The organism is Pseudomonas sp. GW821-FHT07G10 (genome assembly GCF_059418545.1).
Map to the genome: position 1 here is coordinate 70,190 of NZ_JBWKQB010000022.1, position 21,926 is coordinate 92,115.

At 57.9% G+C, this 21,926-nt stretch carries 21 protein-coding genes and 1 pseudogene; 6 read left to right on the plus strand and 16 right to left on the minus strand.

Translation table 11 applies throughout. The features are described 5' to 3' along the window. The 3 genes from fapA to pnuC form a co-directional block, all read right to left on the minus strand. A complete protein-coding gene (gene fapA, locus AC07O1_RS22045; RefSeq protein WP_495090107.1) occupies positions 1–438 on the minus strand; it encodes a functional amyloid chaperone FapA in 438 nt (145 codons plus the stop codon). Positions 439–767: 329 nt separating this feature from the next. Further along, positions 768–1,292, minus strand: coding sequence for an AAA family ATPase (locus AC07O1_RS22050; protein ID WP_495090108.1), 525 nt, complete (start codon positions 1,290–1,292; stop codon positions 768–770). Beyond that, a complete protein-coding gene (pnuC, locus tag AC07O1_RS22055; protein WP_495090109.1) occupies positions 1,289–1,852 on the minus strand; it encodes a nicotinamide riboside transporter PnuC in 564 nt (187 codons plus the stop codon). Before pnuC ends, AC07O1_RS22050 begins: the two co-directional genes overlap by 4 nt. Positions 1,853–2,288: 436 nt before the next feature. On the opposite strand from pnuC, the gene AC07O1_RS22060 reads away from it, so the two are divergent. Next, positions 2,289–3,119, plus strand: a complete 831-nt coding sequence (locus AC07O1_RS22060; protein ID WP_495090110.1) for an undecaprenyl-diphosphate phosphatase — start codon at positions 2,289–2,291, stop codon at positions 3,117–3,119. Next, positions 3,116–3,541: a DUF1294 domain-containing protein gene (locus AC07O1_RS22065; protein WP_495090111.1), complete on the plus strand. Its 426-nt coding sequence runs from the start codon at positions 3,116–3,118 to the stop codon at positions 3,539–3,541. Before AC07O1_RS22060 ends, AC07O1_RS22065 begins: the two co-directional genes overlap by 4 nt. Here the strand turns inward: AC07O1_RS22065 and AC07O1_RS22070 are convergent. Continuing rightward, positions 3,536–3,895: an MmcQ/YjbR family DNA-binding protein gene (locus tag AC07O1_RS22070; RefSeq protein ID WP_495090112.1), complete on the minus strand. Its 360-nt coding sequence runs from the start codon at positions 3,893–3,895 to the stop codon at positions 3,536–3,538. The genes AC07O1_RS22065 and AC07O1_RS22070 overlap by 6 nt on opposite strands. Beyond that, positions 3,892–4,800 carry a LysR substrate-binding domain-containing protein gene (locus tag AC07O1_RS22075; protein ID WP_495090113.1) on the minus strand — a complete coding sequence of 303 codons (909 nt, stop codon included), beginning with the start codon at positions 4,798–4,800 and terminating at the stop codon, positions 3,892–3,894. The genes AC07O1_RS22070 and AC07O1_RS22075 overlap by 4 nt, the downstream gene beginning before the upstream one ends. A 129-nt stretch (positions 4,801–4,929) precedes the next feature. On the opposite strand from AC07O1_RS22075, the gene AC07O1_RS22080 reads away from it, so the two are divergent. Together AC07O1_RS22080 and AC07O1_RS22085 are read left to right on the plus strand one after the other, a co-directional pair. After that, on the plus strand, positions 4,930–5,541 hold the full coding sequence (locus tag AC07O1_RS22080) for an FMN-dependent NADH-azoreductase (protein ID WP_495090114.1): 612 nt from the start codon (positions 4,930–4,932) through the stop codon (positions 5,539–5,541). Between the two features lie 251 nt (positions 5,542–5,792). Further along, on the plus strand, positions 5,793–6,830 hold the full coding sequence (locus AC07O1_RS22085; protein WP_495090115.1) for an alpha/beta hydrolase family protein: 1,038 nt from the start codon (positions 5,793–5,795) through the stop codon (positions 6,828–6,830). Between the two features lie 6 nt (positions 6,831–6,836). Here the strand turns inward: AC07O1_RS22085 and AC07O1_RS22090 are convergent, their stop codons facing one another. After that, a complete protein-coding gene (locus AC07O1_RS22090) occupies positions 6,837–8,021 on the minus strand; it encodes an MFS transporter (RefSeq protein ID WP_495010878.1) in 1,185 nt (394 codons plus the stop codon). A 253-nt stretch (positions 8,022–8,274) separates the two neighbouring features. Between AC07O1_RS22090 and ampC the strand changes: the two genes are divergently transcribed. Together ampC and AC07O1_RS22100 are read left to right on the plus strand one after the other, a co-directional pair. Continuing rightward, positions 8,275–9,456, plus strand: a complete 1,182-nt coding sequence (ampC, locus tag AC07O1_RS22095; RefSeq protein WP_495090116.1) for a class C beta-lactamase — start codon at positions 8,275–8,277, stop codon at positions 9,454–9,456. A 37-nt stretch (positions 9,457–9,493) separates the two neighbouring features. Next, positions 9,494–9,625, plus strand: a pseudogene (locus AC07O1_RS22100) (IS5/IS1182 family transposase); the annotation flags it as partial. Positions 9,626–9,634: 9 nt separating this feature from the next. On the opposite strand, the gene AC07O1_RS22105 reads toward AC07O1_RS22100, so the two are convergent. From AC07O1_RS22105 to AC07O1_RS22150, 10 genes are all read right to left on the minus strand, one after another. Next, the gene (locus AC07O1_RS22105; protein ID WP_495090117.1) at positions 9,635–10,579 is read right to left on the minus strand and encodes a carbohydrate kinase family protein; all 945 of its coding nucleotides are present in this window, start codon (positions 10,577–10,579) and stop codon (positions 9,635–9,637) included. A 14-nt stretch (positions 10,580–10,593) separates the two neighbouring features. Beyond that, on the minus strand, positions 10,594–12,090 hold the full coding sequence (gene xylB / locus AC07O1_RS22110) for a xylulokinase (protein WP_495090118.1): 1,497 nt from the start codon (positions 12,088–12,090) through the stop codon (positions 10,594–10,596). A 120-nt stretch (positions 12,091–12,210) separates the two neighbouring features. Further along, positions 12,211–13,686, minus strand: coding sequence for a mannitol dehydrogenase family protein (locus tag AC07O1_RS22115; RefSeq protein ID WP_495090119.1), 1,476 nt, complete (start codon positions 13,684–13,686; stop codon positions 12,211–12,213). A 16-nt stretch (positions 13,687–13,702) separates the two neighbouring features. Next, complete coding sequence (locus AC07O1_RS22120; protein WP_495090120.1) at positions 13,703–14,806, minus strand: ABC transporter ATP-binding protein; 1,104 nt, start codon at positions 14,804–14,806, stop codon at positions 13,703–13,705. A gap of 108 nt (positions 14,807–14,914) precedes the next feature. Next, positions 14,915–15,745 (minus strand): carbohydrate ABC transporter permease, encoded by an 831-nt coding sequence (locus AC07O1_RS22125; RefSeq protein ID WP_494991692.1) that lies wholly within the window; start codon positions 15,743–15,745, stop codon positions 14,915–14,917. Positions 15,746–15,755: 10 nt separating this feature from the next. Continuing rightward, entirely contained in the window at positions 15,756–16,682 is a 927-nt protein-coding gene (locus AC07O1_RS22130; RefSeq protein WP_495090121.1) for a carbohydrate ABC transporter permease, read from the minus strand. A gap of 82 nt (positions 16,683–16,764) precedes the next feature. Continuing rightward, a complete protein-coding gene (locus tag AC07O1_RS22135) occupies positions 16,765–18,075 on the minus strand; it encodes an ABC transporter substrate-binding protein (protein ID WP_495090122.1) in 1,311 nt (436 codons plus the stop codon). Between the two features lie 334 nt (positions 18,076–18,409). Next, positions 18,410–19,315 (minus strand): AraC family transcriptional regulator, encoded by a 906-nt coding sequence (locus tag AC07O1_RS22140; protein ID WP_495090123.1) that lies wholly within the window; start codon positions 19,313–19,315, stop codon positions 18,410–18,412. Positions 19,316–19,417: 102 nt separating this feature from the next. After that, positions 19,418–20,275: a phosphatidylinositol-specific phospholipase C domain-containing protein gene (locus AC07O1_RS22145; protein ID WP_495090124.1), complete on the minus strand. Its 858-nt coding sequence runs from the start codon at positions 20,273–20,275 to the stop codon at positions 19,418–19,420. A 252-nt stretch (positions 20,276–20,527) separates the two neighbouring features. Continuing rightward, a complete protein-coding gene (locus AC07O1_RS22150; RefSeq protein ID WP_495090125.1) occupies positions 20,528–21,820 on the minus strand; it encodes a glycosyltransferase in 1,293 nt (430 codons plus the stop codon). Positions 21,821–21,926: the final 106 nt, after the last annotated feature.

A 21,926-nucleotide genomic window follows, 5' to 3' on the forward strand; every position in this document is an offset into this window, starting at 1 on the left:
TCAACGGTCTCCCGAGATCATTTTCAGACCGCCCAGGCCTTGCTGGATGGTTCCGTTGATCCTGTTGGCAATACCGTTGCCGGAACCTGGGGAATGTCCAGCGGACACGCCGGGCAGCTGTGTCTGATCGTTGATGTTGCCGCGCAGCGTGCCGGTGCCTTGAGCGATAAATCCGGCGATGCTTGCACCGCTGCTGATGCTGGCAAAGTCGCCGTCCGTCAATTCGTTCGTTGCATTGATGACTTGCCTGGAGGGGTTGGCATTGGCGGTCAGGGGGTTAGGGTCGGGAACCAGAGGGGGGCGGGTCGCGGAACGCGGTTGGACCTCCCGCATCAGGACGATGACCCCATCACCGGCCTGTACAGGCAGACTGATACTCGAACCCAATGCACATCCGATCAGCAGGAGGCGAAAAATGCCTTTATCGATATTCCCCACGACGGCAATTCCTTCTTAAAGTGCGCTGGCCCTTCTCAGCGTTGCGAGGAAGAGAGCAGAAGGTGTGCCGCCTTTTATTTTTATAGTTAAAACAGTGGGTTGTGATTCTTTGTGGCAGGAGTCAACATTTGTTGTAACGACGCTGAGACAGATGGCCTGGCATTGCGCCGTTTATCTGTCCGCCATTGCTCATCATGGACTGTGTGGATCGACTGTTTCCGTTGATTAACACTTTGCCCCCGGCGAGGCTTGAGCCGCTTCATTTGGCGGGTTTGTGGGGAGGAGGGTGTTTCAGGAATGGACATTTTGCCGGGCGGGGCCTGCTGAAGTCAGGCGCCCAGCAGCCGATTAACCGCCTCGAATGCATCGCGCCTGCGCTGTGCCCAGTCGCCACGCAGCATCTGGTAAGTCTGCTGGTGCCGGTCGAGCCAATCGCGACTGGCCTGGAAAAATGCCTGGCGATCGGCAAGATCCGGCTGACAGCGTTGACCGTCGTCAGTCCAGACGACCGCCTCCGGGCTGAGTAGCAGGTGTAGATCGTAGTGCCGCGCCAGCAAGGCTTCTTCGATCCAGGCCGGGCAGTCACCGAACAGCGCATGGCTCCAGAGCATGTTGCTCAGCAGGTGGGTGTCGAGGATCAACAGTGACGGTTGTCTGGCGCGAGCCCTGTCCTCCCACCGTAGCTGGCCAAGTGCAATCGCCGAAATATCCTCGTAGCAGGTTTCGCGGGCCTCCTTTTCGATAAAGCGCCGCACGTACTCGCCCACCAGCAACCCGCCGAAACGGGCTTGCAACTCGGCGGCCAGCCAACTCTTGCCGCTGGATTCCGGGCCGCTCAAGACCAGTACTTTCATGCGCGCAACGCCGGAGCAGCGCGCCATTCCCGCCAGCCTTGCACGGCCAGCAGGGTAAACAGGCCATAGAGCGCGGCGGTCAGGTACAGGCCCTTGTAGACGAACAGACCAACGAAAATCACATCCACCGCAATCCACAGTGGCCAGCACTGCACGCGCTTCTGCGCCATCCACAGTTGTGCGACCAGGCTGAATCCGGTCAGCGCGGCGTCCAGCCATGGCTGGGCCGCATCCGTCCAGTAGGCCATGGCGGCCCCCAGCAGCAGACTGGCGACTGCACCGACGACAAGGCCAAGCAGCATCGATGGAGTGTCCAGTTGACTGACTGGTCGTCCCTGCCGAGTCTCGCCCGCGCGAGTCCATTGCCACCAGCCATAGAGCTGCAACGCGGCATAGATCACTTGCAGGAGCATGTCCGAATACAGTTTCACCTCAAAGAAAATCCAGCTGTAGAGCAGCACCATGACCAGGCCGATCGGCCAGCACCAGGGGTTCTGTTTGACTGTCAGCCAGACGGCGATCACACCGAGCGCGGCGGCAAACAGTTCAAGCCCGGACATGCGGATTCCTTGGGGTAGTCGAAGAGGGGGGGCGATTGTAACCAGAGAGTGGCCTGACGCGTTAATCAACGTGAACGGGGTATTCGCGTAAAGATCGGAGCTTTGCGCACCGGCCCGGACTGCATCAATAGCCGCATTGAGCACACGCTATTGATAACCCGTCACGGCGCATTCTTTTTCTTGTCATAAATGCCCGCCAGCATCCCGGAACGCTTTGGGGGCCAACGTTACCCAAGTGTACTAACGCCAAGCGCTAATCGGGTATGTCTGGTAGCATTTCGGCCGCGCATGAAAAACCTGAATACGGCTTGTTTTTTCAAGAGTTTTTACGGTTTTTGTTGGTCTTGTGCGCGCAGGAATTCAGCTGCGCTATCGCACTGTACGCTATGAAATATATTAACGAGGCATGCCTGGGGCATGGCTTCATGGGGGATAGATGGATCTTTGGACCGCCGCTCAGGCATTGATTTTAGGAGTTGTAGAAGGGCTCACAGAGTTCTTGCCCATTTCCAGTACCGGGCACCAGATTATTGTCGCGGACTTACTGAATTTTGGTGGGGAAAGGGCCATGGCCTTCAACATCATCATTCAGCTCGGGGCGATTCTGGCTGTGGTCTGGGAGTTTCGCCGCAAGATCCTGGATGTTGTTCTCGGGTTGCCGACACAACGCAATGCCCAACGATTTACCGTCAATCTGCTGATTGCCTTTATGCCGGCCGTGGTGTTGGGGGTGATTTTCGCCAACCTGATTCACCATTACCTCTTTAACCCGATTACCGTCGCTACAGCGTTGGTGGTGGGCGGGATCATCATGCTCTGGGCCGAGCAACGTCAACATGAAGTGCATGCCGAAAGCGTTGACGAAATCACCTGGAAAGACGCGTTGAAAGTCGGCTTTGCCCAGTGTCTGGCGATGATTCCTGGCACCTCCCGCTCCGGCTCAACCATTATCGGTGGCTTGCTGTTTGGCCTGTCGCGCAAAACCGCTACGGAGTTTTCGTTCTTTCTGGCGATGCCAACCATGGTTGGTGCGGCGGTGTACTCGGGCTTTAAGTACCGTCATTTATTCCAGCCCGATGACTTTCCAGTCTTCGCCATTGGCTTCGTTACCGCGTTCATCTTCGCGATGATTGCGGTCAAGGGGCTGCTCAAGTTCATTGCCAGCCACAGCTACGCGGCATTTGCCTGGTATCGAATTGCCTTTGGCCTGCTGATTCTCGCCACCTGGCAGTTTGGCTGGGTCGACTGGGCAGCTGCCAAACCGTGATCGAGCTTCGGCCGCGTGGCAACTGCGGGCCAAAGCCCGGGGTTGCCATTCAAAACCCGCGATTCAAAGGGCTGGTGTTCCTGGTGTTGTGTGCGCTGCCGGTCTTCGGCTCGGTGCTCCTGTGGCTGCGGGGTATCTCTTTGATTCCCTTGGCAGCCTATGGAATTGTCAGCGTACTGGCGTTTTTCCTGTACTGGAGTGACAAGCGCAAGGCCCGCGCCGACAGTTGGCGAACTCCGGAGAACGTTCTGCATGCCCTGGAACTGGCCGGTGGCTGGCCTGGGGCTTTGTTGGCTCAACAGTTGTTTCGGCACAAGACGCGCAAGGTCTCGTATCAGTTGGTGTTCTGGGCGATCGTCCTGCTGCACCAGGTGTTCTGGGTCGACCGGTTGTTCCTCGGCGCCAGGCTGTTTTCCCTATAGTTGTAAGCCGATCTGCAGGCGCTTGGGCAACTTGCTGACCACCAATTGATGGGAGCGTTGCAGCAAGCCTTGCAGTTCTTCGGTGGCCAGCGGGTAGGGCGTTTCCATGATGATCCACTGCGCCCGTGCCAGATAAGGCGCAGGATGAATGCCCGGGCGGTCTACATGGCCGAGAAACAGCTCTTTATCGACCTTGAAGGCCAGTGACGCACCCCGCAGGTTCTGCAGCGCAAACATCTTGTTCCCGGCAATCGAGAACACCCGCACACCACCCCATTTGTAATCTTCCCTGGCACCGGGCAGTGCCAGGCAGAAGTGCGCCACATCTTCTTCAGTCATGGGCCTGGCTTTCATAGCAGTCGATCTCCGCAGCTTTTGAACGAATCGGTCAGATGATCAATCCAGGCGCGCACCGCAGGCAGCAGGCCGCGTCGATGAGGGTAGACCGCCAGCAGCCATCCGCCAGGCATCGACCAATCGGGCAGTAGCTGCACCAGCTGGCCGTTTTCCAGCTCCTGCTCGCAATACATCATCGGCAGGATAGTGAAGCCCAAACCTGCCAGCGTGCTGGCTTTGCGCACAATAAAATCATCGATGCCCAAGCGCGCTTCAAGGGTCAACTCACAGATTTTTCCGTGCTTATCCAGCATGCGTAAATGCACCATGCGGTCGGCCTCCAGCGCGCCCAGCACCGGGACATTTTTCAAGTCCTCAGGACTGTTGATTTCCCGTTCGCGCAGAAAGGCCGGGCTTGCAATCATCACCATTTGGGCCTGGCGCAGACGGCGGGTGACCAGCAGTGGATCTTCATCCCCGATTTCTCGCACTCTCAAGGCGACATCGATGCCTTCGGTCACCAGGTCAACGCGGCGGTTGAGTAGCGTCATCTCAAGCTGAACCTGGGGGAATTTCTCCAGGAAAGTGCTGATCACCGAGGGCAGAAACTCATGGGCCAGGCCAACCGGGCACGACACCCGCAGGCGTCCGCGAGGTTCGCTGGACATGCTGGCGACTGCTTCGTCGGCCATTTCCGCTTCCAGTAGCATGGCTTGGCAGTGCCGCAGGTAACGTTCACCGACGGCGGTCAACTTCAATTGGCGTGTGGTGCGCTGCAGCAGGCGGGCATTGAGTCGCTCCTCCAACTCGGCAATGCGCCGGGACAGACGCGACTTTGGAATGCCCAGCAAGCGCCCTGCGGCGGCGAAGCCACCGGCTTCCACGACCTTGGCGAAATAGTAGAGGTCATTGAGGTCTTGCATGGTCAGGACTCGATTGTTCTATCAGTGGGACGAACTATCGCATTATTGTCGACTAATCAGCCATTGGTTTCATCTGTAGGATTGTCCTCACTTGATCGCCCGGTGGCGATCCTCACTTGGAGATCCCACATGAAACTCTTGCATATTGATTCGAGCATCCTGGGCGACAACTCGGCTTCCCGTCAGCTCAGCCGCAGCGTCGTTCACGCCTGGCAAGCCGCAGAGCCGGCAGCTATGGTGACTTACCGTGACCTGGCAAGCGACGCGATCAGCCACTTCTCTGCCGCCACTCTGGTTGCCGCCGGCACCACCGCTGAACTGCGCGATGCTGCACAGCAGCACGAAGCGCAGCTGAGTGCTTCGACCCTGGCCGAATTCCTCGCGGCTGACGCCGTAGTCATCGCCGCGCCAATGTACAACTTCACCATTCCAACCCAATTGAAAGCCTGGATCGACCGCATCGCAGTTGCTGGCCAGACCTTCCGTTATACCGAAGCCGGTCCTGAAGGCCTGTGCGGTAACAAGAAAGTCGTCGTGGTTTCGACTTCCGGCGGTATGCACGTCGGCCAGGCTACCGGCGTCGGCCACGAAGAGTACTTGAAAGTCATGCTCGGCTTCATGGGCATCACTGACATCGAGTTCGTCCGTGCCCACGGCCTGGCCTACGGTGACGAAGTCCGCGTTAAAGCCATGAGCGATGCCCAGGCGCAAATCAGCGAGCAGTTGTTCGCCGCTGCGTAAAGCTAGTGTAAAAAAGTAAATAGCTCAGGTAATACCCACTAAACTCTGTACCCTGCCCATCAGTAGATGGTCAGGGTACGGAGTTTTTTGTTTTTGACGTTTCAGGTTTTGGCCCGGGTTATGCAGTCATGGGTTACCGACCCCGCGCTGTGCATGCCTCAGAAGTGGCCAGGACTGGCACAAAGCCTTGGTTGTAAGGGCTGGCAGCAAAAAACGGGCTTTCTTATTACGCAGCAAAGGTAGGGCATCCCATGATGCGTCTTTGTGCAGTGTTACTGATCTGCCTGCTCAGCAGCCTGAATACAGTGCAAGCCGCACCTGCGCCGCACCCTCATTGGAGCGTCGGCTTCCATGAGATGAGCTTTCTCGATCCGCTGGATTTGCAGCCAATGCGGGCGATTGCCTTCTACCCATCGACCGGCATAGAGCATTCAAGCAAGGTTGAGGGGTATAAGATCGAAGCCTCCAAAGATGCCAAAATTGCGATTGGCCGGTTTCCGATGCTGATGTTGTCCCACGGCAATACCGGAACCCCGCTGGCTTTGCATGATCTGGCCACGTCGCTGGCGCGCAAAGGTTTTGTGGTGGTAGCGGTGATACACCCCGGCGACAACTACAAGGATCACAGTCGCCTCGGCACATTGAGCAATCTGTATGGCCGGCCGATCCAGATTTCCGAAGCGATTACCGCAACCCTGTCTGATCCGATGCTGTCGCCGTTCGTCAATGCCGATCAGGTCGGCGTGATTGGCTATTCGGCCGGCGGCGAAACCGCATTGATCCTGTCCGGTGCCACGCCGGATCTGGATCGCCTGCGCCGTTATTGCCAGGAGCGCCCCGACGACAACGACGCCTGTAACACCCAGGGCGAATTGATCGTCGATCGTGATGACTTGCGGCCAGTCGCTGACCCGAGGGTTCATGCATTGTTACTGATGGCCCCGCTGAGCCTGAAGTTCGGTCGTAATACGCTGTCCGGGGTGCATGTGCCGGTGCTGCTTTATAGCGGTGATGGCGACAAACTGGTGGCTATCGATAAAAACGCTGCTGCACTGGCGCGAAAACTGCCGACTGCTCCGGATTTCAAGCTGCTGGCCGGTGCCGGGCATTTTGTGTTCATGGCGCCCTGTACAGAGGAGCAACTGGTGGCGATGCCGGCCTTGTGTACCGACGCTGTCGGCGTCGACCGCGAAGACATTCACCGCAACTTGATCTCTGAAGCCGGCCGCTTCTTTTCCCATGAGCTGGGCAAGCCAAGCAGGGCAGGGTTGCAGACTGCCGATCAATAGTTGTTCCTACACGGATCGGTACTTCAATAACAGGGTCAGACCCAGCCCCGTCATCGAAAGCAGTGCTGCGCAGAAGAAGATCCACGAGTACCCCAGGTTCAGCGCCACGGCGCCCATCAATGGCCCGGCAATCGCCAGCGCCAGATCGAAAAACACCGCATAAGCACTCAGCCCCGCACCGCGACTGGTGTTGGGTACCTGCTTGATCGCCTCGACGCCCAGGGCTGGGTAGACCAGCGACAAACCGAATCCGGTCATCCCGGCGCCCATCAAGGCAACGCCTGTCGATGGCGCAAGCCAGAGCAATACCAGCCCCACGGTTTCGATGCACATACAGGCAATCGCCGCTGTGAAACCACCGAACCGGCTGATGCTGGAGATAAAAAGCAGACGCGACAGAATAAAACACATCCCGAATACCGTCAGGCAGTACGCGGCACCGGTCCAGCCGCGGCTGACATAGAAGAGCGTAATAAAGGTGGTCAAGGTGCCATAGCCGATCGATGCCAGACTCAGGCTGGCACCAAACGGGGCAATGCGGCCAAACACGGCCCAGAAGGGCAGGCGCTCGCCGCGAATGACGGGAACCGAGGGTTTATTGCGAATCATCAGCAAGGCTGCCAGTGCCAACAGCGACAGGGCGATGCCCAGACTGGTAAAGCCCAGCTCACCGACCATCACCACTCCCAGCGGCGCGCCAATGGCGATGGCGCCATAAGACGCTATGCCATTCCAGGAAATCGAGCGGGCGGTATGCTCCACGCCAACCTGGCCCATGCACCAACTGATGGTGCCGACCCCGATCAAACCTTGGGCGATGCCCAGCAATAAGCGGCCGCCGATCAAAATCAGCAGACTCAGCAGCGGCAAGCTTTGCAGCAAGGTAGAGATCAGCGTGAGCCCGCCACTCAGAACAATCCCTATCAGGCCATAAATGATCGCGCGCTTGGTGCCGATGCTGTCCGACATGCGTCCCGCCATGGGGCGGCTGAGCAGGGTCGCAAGGTATTGCGAACCGATGGTCAGCCCGGCCACCACGGCACTGAACCCAAGTTGTTCATGGACGTAACCGGGCAGCACGGCGATCGGCAAGCCGATGCACAGAAATGCGATGAAGGTATAGAAAACGATGGAGACGATCTGCCGGGTGATCGCCATGGAGCTGAGTGTGGCCATTTGTTGCGCGGACATGAGGGCTCGTTCGCTGGCGGCGGTTGGAGAGTTGCATCATGGCGTGGACGTGGAATAAAAGGAAGCAGGCTAACGATTTGTTTGCCGAGGCGGGGACTGCCGATGTCTCGGTGGGTGGGATTCGTTTGGTGGATGGAATGCTTGATCGTCGCTACGGAGCTGGCGAAACATTTCGTGATAGAACACCTTTTGGAGCGGTCGGATTGAGATGATAGTTTCCGTCCCCCATTAAAAAGACCTGAGGACAATCCGAATGCGCCCAATCGCAAAGCGTTGCGCAGAATTTCTCTTGCTCGCCTGCGCAGTCTTTTTCGGCAACTTCGCCATGGCCAATACCCAACAGCCGGATCTCGATACCCTCGTGCAAGATGCCGCTCGAGAGGTCATGCAGCAATACAACATTCCCGGCCTGGCCATTGCGGTTACGGCCAATGGCAAGCAGCGGTTCTACAACTACGGCGTGACCTCCAGGGAAACACAGCAGAAGGTTACGAGCGATACGCTCTTTGAAGTCGGCTCGATCAGCAAAACATTCACGGCCACGTTGGCGACATACGCTCAGGCCAATGGGCAGCTTTCACTCACCGACAGCCCAGGCAAGTATCTGCCTCAACTCCAGGGCAGTCATTTCGACAAGGTGACGTTGATGAATTTGGGGACTCACACGGCTGGAGGCTTCCCTCTTCAGTTCCCTGACGACGTACAGAATACCGGGCAGATGATGGACTACTTCAAGGCCTGGCAGCCCAGCTACGCCCCTGGCACGTACAGGACCTATGCCAACCCCAGTATCGGGATGCTCGCCATGATCGCGGCCAAGAGCATGAACATGCCTTTTGGAGAGGCGATGGAGCAACGGCTGTTTCCCAAATTGGGTATGCCTGAGAGCTTCATCAACGTTCCGGCAAGCAAGATCCCCCTCTACGCTCAGGGCTACGACAAAGAAGATGCTCCGGTCCGGTTGAACTCCGGTGTACTTGGAGCTGAAGCCTACGGTGTGAAAACCACCGCCAGGGATCTGATTCACTTCGTCGAGGCCAACCTGGGCCTCACGCAGGCAGAGACAAAACTCAAACGTGCGATCCTCGATACCCATACGGGCTACTTCAAGCTGGGCTCGATGACACAGGATCTGGTCTGGGAGCAGTACAGCTACCCGGCGGAGCTGAATGCGCTGATCGAAGGCAACTCCGACAAGATGATTTATCAGAGCAATGCCGTCACAGAACTGAATCCGCCCCTGCCGCCGCAGGAGGCTGTCTGGATCAACAAGACCGGCTCGACCGGTGGTTTTGGTGCCTACGTGGCCTTTGTGCCTGTGAAGCAGCTCGGCATTGTGGTGCTGGCCAACAAGAACTATCCCAACGAGTCCCGGGTTCGCCTGGCGCACCGAATCCTGAACAAGCTGGATTGCTGTTTACCAATAGCGAACTGAGGTCGCCTGGATAGACGGGTTGCTTACGGACACCGCCGAGCGGATGTTTGACTGGCTGAACGAAAGCCGACGGATCGGTACCCGCTACGACAAGCCGGCAAGAAGTTTTGCTGCCATGGCCTCGCTGGCTTGCACGCCGGGGTGCCTATGGCAGCACCATTGGTTCAGAGCCGGACCGTCAGCGAAGATCCAGCTGATGCCGATACGGCAAATCCGGGCCGGTTTTGCTGCAGGTCAGGGCGGAGGCGCTGACAGCGAAGGTGAGCATGGCGCTGATCTGTTCGCGGGTCAGGCGTTGCAGGCCTTCGATTGAATCGAGTTGCTGTTCCGTCAGCCAGGCGATCAGGGCCGCCTGGAAGGTGTCGCCGGCACCCACGGTGTCAGCCGTCACCACGGGGCAAGCCGGTACCGACCAATTGCCATGGCGGCGGCTGAATACCGTTGCGCCCTGACTGCCACGGGTGAGGAATACCAGCTGGCAGCGGTGTTCCAGCCAGCCTTCGATCACGCTCTGCGGATCACACTCCGGGTAGAGCAGCTTCAGGTCTTCATCGCTGACCTTGATCAGGTCGGCATGTTCGACCAGTGTGCTGATGCGCTCGCGCCACCGTTCGATATCCGGTTCGGGGTTGAGCCGTACATTGGGGTCGAGGCTGATCAGACGCTTGCCGCTTTCCCGGCGCACCAGGGCAAGCAGGGTATCGGCAATCGGCTGCACCACCAACGCGAACGAACCAATATGCAAGCCGCGCACATCGGCGCCCAACACAGGCAAATGTGCAGGCAACAGCAGACGATCAGCACAGCCTTCACCGCGGAAGCTGTAATGCGGCGAGCCATCGGTGCCGACGGCGACCATCGCCAGAGTGGTCGGTGCGTCGAAGTCCAGCAGGTAGTCCGGGCGCACGCCTTCCTCCTGCAACACCTGCCGCAGACGTCGACCCAGGTAGTCGTTGGACAGCCCGGCGAGCAGCGCCACGTCGATGCCCAAACGCCGTAAACCTACGGCCACGTTGAACGGTGAACCGCCAGCAATCGCTTTGTAATTCACTTTCGAAGCCTGGCCGCTGATGTCGTTTTCACTGAAGAAATCGAACAGCGCTTCACCACACACCAAATACATAGTCGTTCTCTCTTTTAAAGGGTTGCCACATGCTGTTGATAGCGTTCATAGGCCTGTTGATAGGCGTTTACGCTGGCCACGCCCGGCAAGGTTTGACTGACTGGATCGAGGCTGACACAACGCTCGCACAGTTCAAACAGGCTTTGTTCTGTTCCATTTGCCCAGGACTGGCACCAGGCAGCCTGAATCGCCGCACCGAGGGCCGCGGCTTCGCTTTGTTCGGGGCAGATCACGGGGGTGTTCATGATATCGGCGACCATCTGCCGCCAAATCGGGCTTTTTGATCCGCCGCCAGTCAGCCGAATACTGCGGCTCTGCAAACCGTTGTTGCGCAACAGATCCAGACCATAGCGCAAACCGAAGGTGGTGCCTTCGACCACGGCGCGGCACAGGTTGGCCTGAGTCAGGTTGGTCATGTTCAAACCCAGCAGGCTGCCGCTGGCCTGGGGCAGGGCAGGGACCCGTTCGCCGTTGAGGAACGGCAGCATGCACACACCTTCGGCGCCAATTGGCGCCTGGGCGACAAGCTGGTTGAAGCGATCGATGTCCAGCTCGAACAGCTGGCGAATCATCCCCGTGGCGTTGGTCAGGTTCATGGTGCAGATCAGCGGCAGCCAGCCGCCGCTGGATGAACAGAAGCTTGCCACCGACGCGTCCGGGCTGACGTGCGGCTGTTCGGCGTAGGCATACACAGTGCCGGAGGACCCGAGGCTCATGGTGATCGCCCCGGGCTGAATGTTGCCGGTGCCGATGGCGCCCATCATGTTGTCGCCACCGCCACTGGATACCAGTGCTTTGGGATTGACACCCAACAGCTCAGCGATGTTTGCAAGCAAAGTGCCCACCGGCGTACGGGCTTCGATCAGTTGTGGCAAGGCCGCGGCCAGCCGACCGCTGGGGTCGATATGGTTGAGCAATGACACATCCCATTCACGGCTGCGCACATTGAAATAACCGGTGCCTGAGGCATCACCGTATTCGCTGCAACGGCGGCCGGTCAGCCAGTAATTAAGGTAGTCGTGGGGCAGCAATATTGTTGCTATCTCGGCAAAAACCTCAGGATGCCGCTCTTTGGTCCAGAGCAGTTTCGATACCGTATAGCCAGGTGCGATGACCACGCCGAGGCGTTCCAGCGAACCACGTTCGCCGCCCAGATGAGCCAGCAGCCGATCATTTTCCGGGGTGGACTCGGTATCGCACCAAAGCTTGGCCGGGCGCAGTACCTGACCTTCATCATCGAGCAGCACCAAGCCATGCTGCTGGCCGGAAACGCCGATGCCAAGGATGTCCTGACCACTGACATCGGCCGCCTGCAGCGCTCTGCGCGTCGAGAGTATCAGGGCGCCAAGCCACTGGTCAGTGTCCTGCTCGCGACGGCCATTGGCGCCGCTGATCATGCTATGGCTGGCTGCGCCATGGCCCAGAACCTTGCCACTGACCGAGTCGAGGACAATGGCTTTGGTACCTTGGGTGCCGCAGTCGATGCCCAGGAATAGTTTTTGGTTTGCCATGCAAAGACCTTGATCGTTCCCACGCTGCGCGTGGGAATGCTTCACTGGACGCTCTGCGTCCGCTCTTGGAGGTGACGCGGAGCGTCACGGGCTGCATTCCCACGCAGAGCGTGGGAACGATCAGTTTGCGAGTAGCTTCTCTAACGTCCTGGTCACCCCATCCTCGCGCAAGCTGTTAAGGCACCGCTCAAACGCCGCGACAAACTCGGCCGACTCAGGAATCGCCGTACCAAAAATCTCCTCGACCGCGAGCAACCGCTGAGTGACCAGCAGATCATCAGCCACCAATGCCTGACAGAACTCAGCCCGCGGATCGAGAATGCTAAAGCTGTCGCCATTCTCATCGACGCCTTTGAGGTACAGGGCCCAAGCGGCAACAACCAAAGCTGCGCGTTCTGTCTGCTGACCATCGGCAATCAATCGATTGATGGTCGGCACGGTGAACTTGGGAAACTTCGAGGAGCCGTCAGAACACACCCGTTCAAGCTGATCGGCAATCGCCTGGTTGGAGAAGCGCTCTACCAGAGTGTCTTTGTAACGTGTCAGATCGATTCCCGGGACCGGCGTCAGTTGCGGCGTGACGTCGAGGTCCATGTAGGCGCGCATGAAACGTACGAACAGCGGGTCGTTCATGGTCTCGTGGACGAAGCGATAACCTTTGAGAACTCCCAGATAGGTCAGCGCCAGATGGCTGCCGTTGAGCAGTTTGATCTTCATCTCTTCATAGGGTGTGACGTCGTCGGTGAACTGCACGCCGACCTTTTCCCAGGCCGGACGACCGTTGACGAATTTGTCCTCCAGCACCCATTGCACAAAGGGCTCACAGACCACCGGCCAGGTATCGTCGATGCCGTGTTCGTCGTGCAGTTGCAGGCGATGGGCGGCGCTGGTCATCGGCGTGATGCGATCGACCATGGCGTTGGGGAAGCTGACGTGGGCGCCAATCCAGTCGTGCAGGTCAGCATCGCGCAGGGCAGCAAAGGCCAGCAGCGCCTTGCGGGCCACCGCGCCGTTGTGCGGCAGGTTATCGCAGGACATCAGGGTGAACGCTGGAGTGCCGGCGGCGCGGCGTTTGGTCAGGGCTGCACAGAGAAAACCGAACACGGTTTTCGGGCTGCCCGGATGGGCCAGATCATGCTGGATTTGCGGCAAATGCGCCATGAACTCGCCGTTGCTGTCGTCAATGCAATAGCCGCCCTCGGTGATGGTCAGCGAGACGATGCGAATCTGCGGGCTGGCGAGCTTGTCGATCAGCGGATCGGCACCGTCTTCGGCCAGCAGTATCTCGCTGATGGCGCCGATCACTCGCACCTGGGTGTCGTCGGTGTCGCCCAGTTCATAAAGGGTAAAGAGGTAATCCTGGCCGGCCAGGTCATCCCGGGCGCGGCGATCCTCGGGGCGCAGGCCGACGCCGCAGATGCTCCAGTCCAGGCCTTCACCCAAGTTCATCAAGGCGTCGGTGTAATACGCCTGATGGGCGCGGTGAAAACCACCGACACCGATATGCGCGATACCTTGCCGGGTGTCCGCCACGGCATAGGCGGGCACCGCCACTTCAGGCGCCAGACGGCTAAGGTTCTGCTTGTTCAGTTTCATGTTGAGCTCTCGGCAATCAGGCGGCGGCGCGTAGCGGTCGGGTAACCGCCACACCGTTGGCATCGAATAAATGGCAGTGTTCAGCGTCCAGGTGCAGGCTCAGCTTCTCGCCATATCGGCTGGCCATGTCTCCACGTATGCGCATGGTCAGGGCTTCGCCGGAGGCGGTCAGGACGTGGCAGAAGGTGTCGCTGCCCAGGCGTTCGCTGACATCGGCTGTGACCTGCAAGGTGCAGTCGCCCGGTTGCGCCAGGTTCAAGTGTTCCGGACGAATCCCCAGGGTGATCGGGCTGCCAACGCTCAACGTCGCACCACTGAGCGGCAGGCGGATGCGGGTGCCGGCGTCCAGTTCGACTTCACAGCCCTGAGCGTCGATACGGCTGACCTTGCCTTTGAGAAAGCCCATTTTTGGCGTGCCGAGGAAGCCAGCCACAAACAGGTTGGCTGGCTGGTGATAGAGCTCCAGTGGCGAGCCGACCTGCTCGATGCGTCCACCATTGAGTACTACCACTTTGTCGGCCAGGGTCATGGCTTCGACCTGGTCGTGGGTCACGTAGATCATCGTCGCTTGCAGTTCTTTGTGCAGCCGCGCCAGTTCCAGACGCATCTGCACCCGCAGGGCGGCGTCGAGGTTGGACAGCGGTTCGTCGAACAGGAAGATTTTCGGATTACGCACGATGGCCCGACCGATAGCCACGCGCTGGCGTTGACCGCCGGAAAGCTGCTTCGGTTTGCGCTCCAGCATTGGCGCAAGTTCCAGAATCCGCGCGGCGTCGTTTACCTTTTTATCGACTTCGGCCTTGGCCACGCCAGCGAGGTCAAGAGCGAAGGACATGTTTTTGCGCACGCTCATGTGCGGGTACAGGGCGTAGGTCTGGAACACCATTGCCAGGTCGCGTTTGGCCGGGCTGACTTCGGTGATGTCGCGGCCATCGAGCTCGATGGTTCCGCTGCTGACTTCCTCCAGCCCGGCGATCAGCCGCAACAGTGTGGACTTGCCGCAACCGGACGGACCAACAAAGACCACGAACTCGCGGTCGTTCACTTCCAGGTCGATGCCTTTGATGATGGAAAAGCCTTCGAAGCCTTTTTGCAGGTTCTTGATTTTCAGGTTGGCCATGATGGGCCTCCATTTTTAATTGTTCTGATTGGGTTTATGCAGGAGCCGAAGATCAAAAGATCACAGGCTGTGCCAGCTCCTGCATTGGATCGTGTATGCCTCGTGTCCCTACTTCACCGCGCCAAATGACAAACCACGCACCAGCTGTTTCTGGCTGATCCAGCCGAAGATCAGGATCGGCGCGCAGGCCAGCGTCGATACCGCCGACAACTTGGCCCAGAACAACCCTTCGGGACTCGAATAGGAGGCGATCAACGCGGTCAGCGGCGCGGCTTTCGACGAGGTCAGGTTCAGCGACCAGAACGCCTCGTTCCAGCACAGGATCAGCGACAGCAGCACGGTGGACGCCAGGCCGCCCTTGGCAATCGGCAGCAGCACCCGAAGCATTTCCTGAGCGAGCGTGGCGCCGTCGAGGCGGGCGGCTTCGAGGATGTCTTTAGGAATGTCCTTGAAGTAGGTGTAAATCATCCAGACCACGATCGGCAGGTTGATCAGCGTGTAGATCACGATCAGCGCGATGCGCGTGTCGAGCAGGCCGAAACTCTTGGCCAGCAGGTAGATCGGCATCAGCACGCCCACCGGAGGCAGCATCTTGGTCGAGAGCATCCACAGCAACGTGCGTTTGGTACGCTGGGTTTCGTAGAACGCCATGGAGTAAGCCGCCGGCACCGCAATCAGCAGGCACAGGGCCGTCGCGCTGAAGGAAATCACCACGGAGTTCCAGGCGAAACTGAAGTAGTCGCTGCGCTCGTTGATGTGCAGGTAGTTCTCCAGGGTTGGGGTGAAGAGGAACTGCGGTGGCGTGGCGAACGCGTCGATTTCGGTTTTGAAACTGGTCAGCACCATCCAGAAAATCGGGAAGAAAATCAGGATCGCGATGGCCCAGGCCAGAGTGCCCAGCAGCAGGCTTTGCAGACGACGGGATTGTTGAAGGGTCATGGCGCAGGCCTCAGGCTTTGTCTGTCAGGTTTTTGCCGATCATCCGGACCAGGATGATCGCCGCGATATTGGCAATCACCACCGCAATCAAGCCGCCGGCCGACGCCATGCCGACATCGAATTGCACCAGCGCCTGGTTGTAGATCAGGTACGCGAGGTTGGTCGAGGCATAGCCGGGGCCGCCGTTGGTGGTGGTGAAGATTTCGGCGAACACCGAGAGCAGGAAGATGGTTTCGATCATCACCACCACCGCAATCGGCCGGGCCAGGTGCGGCAGGGTCAGGTGCCAGAAAATCGCGATCGGCCCGGCACCGTCCAGGCGCGCGGCTTCTTTCTGTTCCTGGTCCAGGGACTGCATGGCGGTCATCAGGATCAGGATCGCGAAGGGCAGCCATTGCCACGAGACAATGATGATGATCGACAGCAGCGGGTAATGCGCCAGCCAGTCCACCGGTTGCGCGCCGAACAGCTTCCAGACGTAGGCGAGAATCCCCGACACCGGATGGAAAATCAGGTTCTTCCAGATCAACGCACCGACGGTGGGCATGATGAAAAACGGCGAGATCAGCAGTACGCGGACGATGCCGCGACCGAGAAACTCGCTGGCCTCCAGCAAGGCGCTGATCAACACGCCCAGTACCACGCTGATCAGCAACACGCTGCCGACCAGCAACAGGGTATTGGTGGCGCCGGGCAGGAAGCCCGAATCGCTCAGGAAGTAGGTGAAGTTCTCCAGCCCGACGAACTGGTTTTCACCAGGGTAGAGCAGGCTGTAGCGGATCAGCGAAAAGTACAGGGTCATGCCCAGTGGCACGATCATCCACAGCAGTAACAGCGCCACCGAAGGGCTGACCAGAAACCAGCCGGGGTTGGCCAACCGGCTTTTGCGTACCGTCTGGGGAATATCCATATGTGCTTTGAGCGTTGATGTATTCATGGTGATCACAACCGATTGGTGACAGGCAGATGAAGATCAAAGGTGGGAGCGACGGTGCGGCGATCCCACAGGGGGTTTCGGGTTATTTGGGATAACCGGCGCGCTTCATTTCACGTTCGGTGGTTTGCTGGGCGGAGGCGAGGGCCTGGTCGACGCTGCTCTGACCGGTCAATGCGGCGGAGAACAGCTTGCCCACCTGAGTGCCGATTGCCTGGAATTCAGGAATGGTCACCAACTGGATACCAATGTAAGGCACGGGTTTGATAGTCGGTTTGCTCGGGTCGGCTGCTTTCAGCGATTCCAGCGTCACCCTGGCGAACGGAGCGGCGCTCATGTAGGCCTCGCTGTAGGTAGAAGCGCGGGTGCCTGGGGGAACGTTGGCGATGCCGTCTTTCTCGGCGACCAGTGCGCCATACTCTTTGGAAGTCGCCCAGCTGGTGAAGGTTTTTGCCGCATCCTTGGCTTTGGAGCTGGTCGGGATCGCCAGGGACCAGGAGTAAAGCCAGGCCGAACTCTGGTCACTCACTTGATGGGGCGCATAAGCAAAGCCGACATGCTCGCTGACCTTGCTCTGGGTTTTGTCGGTGACGAAGGAACCGGCCACCGTGGCATCAATCCACATGGCGCATTTGCCGCTGTTGAACAACGCCAGGTTTTCGTTGAACCCGTTACTGGACGCGCCTGGCGGGCCGGATTTCTTCAGGGTGTCGACGTAGAAATTCACCGCGTCTTTCCATTCGGGGCCGCTGAATTCCGGCTGCCATTTCTCATCGAACCAGCGCGCTCCAAAGGCATTGGCGATGGTAGAAATCAGCGCAATGTTCTCCCCCCAGCCGGCCTTGCCGCGCAGGCAGATGCCATATTGGTCCTGCCCGGGTTTGTTCAGCAGGGTGGCGAACTCGCCGATCTGCTTCCAGGTGGGATGTTCAGGCATCGTCAGCCCGGCATCCTTGAACAGGTCGGTGCGGTAGTAGGTCATGGAGCTTTCGGCATAGAACGGCAGGGCGTAGAGCGTACCCTTGACCGACAGGCCTGCACGCACCGAAGGGAAAACATCGTTGAGGTCGTAGGAGGCGGGCAGGTCCCGCATCGGCTCCAGCCAACCCTTGGCGCCCCAGAGTGCGGCTTCGTACATACCGATGGTCAATACGTCGAACTGTCCGCCCTGGGTGGCGATGTCTGTGGTCAGTCGTTGGCGCAGGACGTTTTCTTCCAGAACGACCCAATTGAGCTTGATATCCGGGTGCTCGGCTTCGAAGGTCTTCGAGAGCTTTTGCATGCGGATCATGTCGCTGTTGTTGACCGTGGCAATGGTCAGGGTTTGTGCGCCAAGGCTGACGCCGCTGAGGGTCATGCAGGTGGTGACAAGCAGAGCTTTTACAGAGGGTTTCATCGCGCACTCCTCTTCTACGCCCGGTGGGCAGCAGAAGGACCGTTATTGTTTTTGTGTCTTCCACAGGTAAGGAAGAATGTGGGCTGATTACAGCCCTCAAACGGTGCGATGACAAATCATCCATGACACTTGAATCGATACTATTTTGCACTGGGGGAAAAAACAGGCGTAAACCGGGATAAACGATTCAGCAGAATATCAGCGCTGATCGTTCCCACGCTCCGCGTGGGAATGCGTTCCGTGACGCTGCGCGTCACAATCGCGTACGGACGCGGAGCGTCCAGGGCGGCGTTACCACGCGGAGCGTGGGAACGATCAACATTTTGATTTTGGTTCAGCCCAGATTTTGCTCAGTCAACCGTTGCACCGCCAAGCGCCGATAGTGCGAAGGCGTCATGCCCTTGAGCTGCTGAAAACGCCGGTTGAAATTGGAAATATTGTTGAAGCCAGATTCGAAACACACATCGGTGATCGGCTTTTTGCCATCAGCCAGCAGCTCGCAGGACTTGCTGATGCGCAAACGATTGACGAACTCGATGAAGCAGCGCCCCGTGGCCTGCTTGAACACCCGGGAAAAATACGTAGGTTTCATGCCCAGATATTCGGCGACTTCTTCAAGCGGCAATTCGCGGGCGTAATGAGCAAAGATGTAATCCACCGCGCGGTTGGTGCGGTCGATATTGTGCTCATCGGCCAGTTGCGGGGTAGTTGCGCCCGAGAGCACCTGGTAATCGTCGCACGCGCTGAGCAGTTCCAGCAGTATGAAAAAGTGCCCAAGCCGGGTAGCACCTTTGGAGTCGGCGATGTGTTGCATCAAGGTCATTGCCTGGCCAATGGTGTGTTTGCAGCGGAACTCGATTCCGTAATGCGCGCGCTCGAGCAAAGGCGTGAGAGCCTTCAGCTCGGAGAATACCTGATGGCCGTTTTCGAACAGCTCGTCGGTGAAGTTCACCAGCATGTCGCGCTTGGGCACCACTTCTTCTTCGGCAACCTGGCTGATCCAGTTGTGGGGTAGGTTGGGGCCGGTGAGGAAGAGCGTTTCGGGGTAGAAATTGCCGATGTAATCGCCAATGAACACCTTGCCGGAGCTGGCAACGATCAGGTGCAGTTCGTACTCCTTATGGAAATGCCAGCGCACCAGAGGGCATGGGAAGCCGTGCTGCCGATAGATGATGGACAACCCGTTGTGGTCGTCCATCAATTCGTAGGAAGGGTCGGTGATTCTGGCTGCTCGGGTCATCTTGGGGCGCTTTTATTGTTCTTGCGTCCTGATGATGCCCTCTCCAGACAGGCAGCACCAGCCCGCCGTACCCGTGGGAGAGGTATCGGCTTTTCCAACGGTTCAGTTTTTGTTTCGCCCCGTAGCCATGTTGACTTCCCGGCAATAATCAACGAGCAAAGTATCGCCCAAAAAATCGACATTGATAATGCTGCATTTTGGTGTCCAGCCAGACGTTGGACCAAACCATTCATTCAGCTCTTTGGCAATTCTTTTCACCCCCGCCAGTTTTTCATAACTGGTTGCAGATAGTGACCAGGGCATTGCACCCGAAGGTGGGGATTTTAATGTGCGAGCAATGTGTTGTTTCAGTTCATCAGGGGAAGTAATGTCGTTACCACTCCACTTATGTTCGATCTTCGGCCAGAATATCGGGCTGTCCATGTCAGGATGCCTCTGGGTCGCCAGTACAATTCGTTGCTGGTTGCTAATCTTCTTTAATTCCCCCAGCGTCAAGTATTTATTTTGTTTGGGGATCAGTCGCGATCCCAGTGCCTCCAGAATGGCACTGTTAAAACCTTTGAAATCGAAAGATTGCTGTTTTGTACCCATCAATTCGTGCATGTCCAGGAGGATGAATTCATCCGGATTTTCGTCAAGAAAGAAGTTCAGGGTTCTAATCAGCTCACTTAATGAACGACCGGTAGCAGGTCCGTGGAATGTTTCAAACTTTTTGACCCCCACCCAGTGTTCATTTGAGTAAAATCGAAGGTCAAGTGCTCGTGCACCCTCATTCAGTTGCTGAATGAACGGGCCGTGCTGGCATACGAACCAGTTTTCTCCGAGCGTTAGGTAAGGATAGGAAAAATCGTAATCCACGCCCGCATTGTGAGTGCCGGGCCAGACAACCTCTCCGATTGATAGATTGTCCATGTAAAGAGTTTCGCTCATCCATTTTTTGTGCGGGTGTGAAGTCGCCATAATGCATTCCATCGCTCAATATCAATAGGGTAATAAGTTGCTTTGTAGTGTGATTCACGGTGTGTGTCGCCAGGGCTGCTGGTCACGCAGTTTTATATATAGTTCAATGATCGGCGAGTGGCGGGGAATTGAAATGTCTGGATAACTAATCGCACCGTGACACCTTGCTGGCGGAGCCAGCAAGGTTAATGTCAGGGGCAGAAGTGCAGCGTATTCAATGGCGAAAAATCATGAACCACTGAAGTGTGTGGCTTAAGGGGCAGTTCGGTTCTTCGCCTCGATCCACTGCGCCATGTATTGAGTGCTTTTATGGTGGTGGTGCCGAAGCATACTGCCGGTAAAATTGTCCCGTCGTAGTTGCAACAGATCTTTTCGGCACGACTGCAAGCGTTCAATCAACGCCGGGCCATGGACCTGTTGCTGGTAACGGGCGGCCAGTAGTTCACGGCCACGATCCTGAGCCTGATTCCACAGCGTCTTGTCCTTATAGAGCTGCACCGAGGCATAGGCCAGCGTGCTCGCGGTTTCGGCTATGGCGCCTGGCCAAGGCAGGTCGCCACCCATGGCTTCGGCGCCAATCGGGGTCGTGACGTTAGGGGTGCCACAGAGCATGGCATCGACAATCTTGCCTTTGATCCCGGCGCCGAAACGCAGCGGTGCAAGACAGATTCGCGCCGCCGCCATGACCTGTAAGGCGTCCTCAGCCCAATTCATCACATGGAAGCCTTGGGCCGGGTTGTGCAACGCTGTGGCCTTGGGTGGGGTATAGGCACCATAGATATGCAACTGGGCACCGGGCAGTTGCTGACGGATCAATGGCCAGAGGGTGGTTTTCATCCAGAGCACCGCATCCCAATTCGGCGCATGGCGGAAGTTGCCGATGCTCAGAAAGTGCGCGCGGTCTTCGAACGGGACGAACGACTGTGCTGGCGGGTCGAGCATCAGTGGGCACCAGTGCAGCAAATTACGCGGCACCTTGAATTGCTCGACCAGCAGTTCGATTTCGACCTCGGAGATCATCAGGCTGAGATCGCAGCGATAGAGTGCGGCGATTTCCCGTTTGGCCAGATCAGTTTCGGCCATGTGCTCGAATTCTTCGCGCAGGGCAGGTGCGAATAGCGTACGGAAGTCATCCTGATCATCGCTGGCTTTGAGGCGGTCCTTGAGCCGCTGATGACGCGCATGCCGCAGGCTTTGCAGGTCCGACGTCTCCAGCACGCGCAGGGCGTCGGGGCATTGTTTTTCGACGCGCCAACCGAATTGCTCTTCCATCATGAACTGGTCGAACAGCACGATATCCGGCGCCAGCTCGGCGACAAAGGCGTCGAAGCTGCTGTTGTTCAATTCGATCGGGCATTCGCGAATGCCCAACGCAAGCAGGTCCGCCTTATGTTCCCCTATGCCCGCGGGACTGCTGAAGGTGACGTCCCAACCCTGTTGCAAAAAAGTCTCAAGGATCTGCATCACATGCCCGCTGGCGGCGGATGAGCGTGGCTCGGGCCAGACGTAACCAATGACCAGGACTTTGGTTGAAGGCTGACTCATAGAACGGTTCCTTTGATGCGAACGGGCGGCAGGGGGAGCGAAAAGGGCGCAATTAAACCACGCTTCAGATGAAAGTCGCTTCGCAGATTCTCACGGCAATCCAGCC

What these genes read in the sequence shown, in the direction of transcription:
- AC07O1_RS22050 (WP_495090108.1), bottom strand. Translation starts at nt 1,292, where the DNA reads ATGAAAGTACTGGTCTTGAGCGGCCCGGAATCCAGCGGCAAGAGTTGG.
- pnuC (WP_495090109.1), bottom strand. Translation starts at nt 1,852, where the DNA reads ATGTCCGGGCTTGAACTGTTTGCCGCCGCGCTCGGTGTGATCGCCGTC.
- AC07O1_RS22060 (WP_495090110.1), top strand. Translation starts at nt 2,289, where the DNA reads ATGGATCTTTGGACCGCCGCTCAGGCATTGATTTTAGGAGTTGTAGAA.
- AC07O1_RS22070 (WP_495090112.1), bottom strand. Translation starts at nt 3,895, where the DNA reads ATGAAAGCCAGGCCCATGACTGAAGAAGATGTGGCGCACTTCTGCCTG.
- AC07O1_RS22075 (WP_495090113.1), bottom strand. Translation starts at nt 4,800, where the DNA reads ATGCAAGACCTCAATGACCTCTACTATTTCGCCAAGGTCGTGGAAGCC.
- AC07O1_RS22080 (WP_495090114.1), top strand. Translation starts at nt 4,930, where the DNA reads ATGAAACTCTTGCATATTGATTCGAGCATCCTGGGCGACAACTCGGCT.
- AC07O1_RS22085 (WP_495090115.1), top strand. Translation starts at nt 5,793, where the DNA reads ATGATGCGTCTTTGTGCAGTGTTACTGATCTGCCTGCTCAGCAGCCTG.
- AC07O1_RS22090 (WP_495010878.1), bottom strand. Translation starts at nt 8,021, where the DNA reads ATGTCCGCGCAACAAATGGCCACACTCAGCTCCATGGCGATCACCCGG.
- ampC (WP_495090116.1), top strand. Translation starts at nt 8,275, where the DNA reads ATGCGCCCAATCGCAAAGCGTTGCGCAGAATTTCTCTTGCTCGCCTGC.
- AC07O1_RS22105 (WP_495090117.1), bottom strand. Translation starts at nt 10,579, where the DNA reads ATGTATTTGGTGTGTGGTGAAGCGCTGTTCGATTTCTTCAGTGAAAAC.
- xylB (WP_495090118.1), bottom strand. Translation starts at nt 12,090, where the DNA reads ATGGCAAACCAAAAACTATTCCTGGGCATCGACTGCGGCACCCAAGGT.
- AC07O1_RS22115 (WP_495090119.1), bottom strand. Translation starts at nt 13,686, where the DNA reads ATGAAACTGAACAAGCAGAACCTTAGCCGTCTGGCGCCTGAAGTGGCG.
- AC07O1_RS22120 (WP_495090120.1), bottom strand. Translation starts at nt 14,806, where the DNA reads ATGGCCAACCTGAAAATCAAGAACCTGCAAAAAGGCTTCGAAGGCTTT.
- AC07O1_RS22125 (WP_494991692.1), bottom strand. Translation starts at nt 15,745, where the DNA reads ATGACCCTTCAACAATCCCGTCGTCTGCAAAGCCTGCTGCTGGGCACT.
- AC07O1_RS22130 (WP_495090121.1), bottom strand. Translation starts at nt 16,682, where the DNA reads ATGAATACATCAACGCTCAAAGCACATATGGATATTCCCCAGACGGTA.
- AC07O1_RS22135 (WP_495090122.1), bottom strand. Translation starts at nt 18,075, where the DNA reads ATGAAACCCTCTGTAAAAGCTCTGCTTGTCACCACCTGCATGACCCTC.
- AC07O1_RS22140 (WP_495090123.1), bottom strand. Translation starts at nt 19,315, where the DNA reads ATGACCCGAGCAGCCAGAATCACCGACCCTTCCTACGAATTGATGGAC.
- AC07O1_RS22145 (WP_495090124.1), bottom strand. Translation starts at nt 20,275, where the DNA reads ATGGCGACTTCACACCCGCACAAAAAATGGATGAGCGAAACTCTTTAC.
- AC07O1_RS22150 (WP_495090125.1), bottom strand. Translation starts at nt 21,820, where the DNA reads ATGAGTCAGCCTTCAACCAAAGTCCTGGTCATTGGTTACGTCTGGCCC.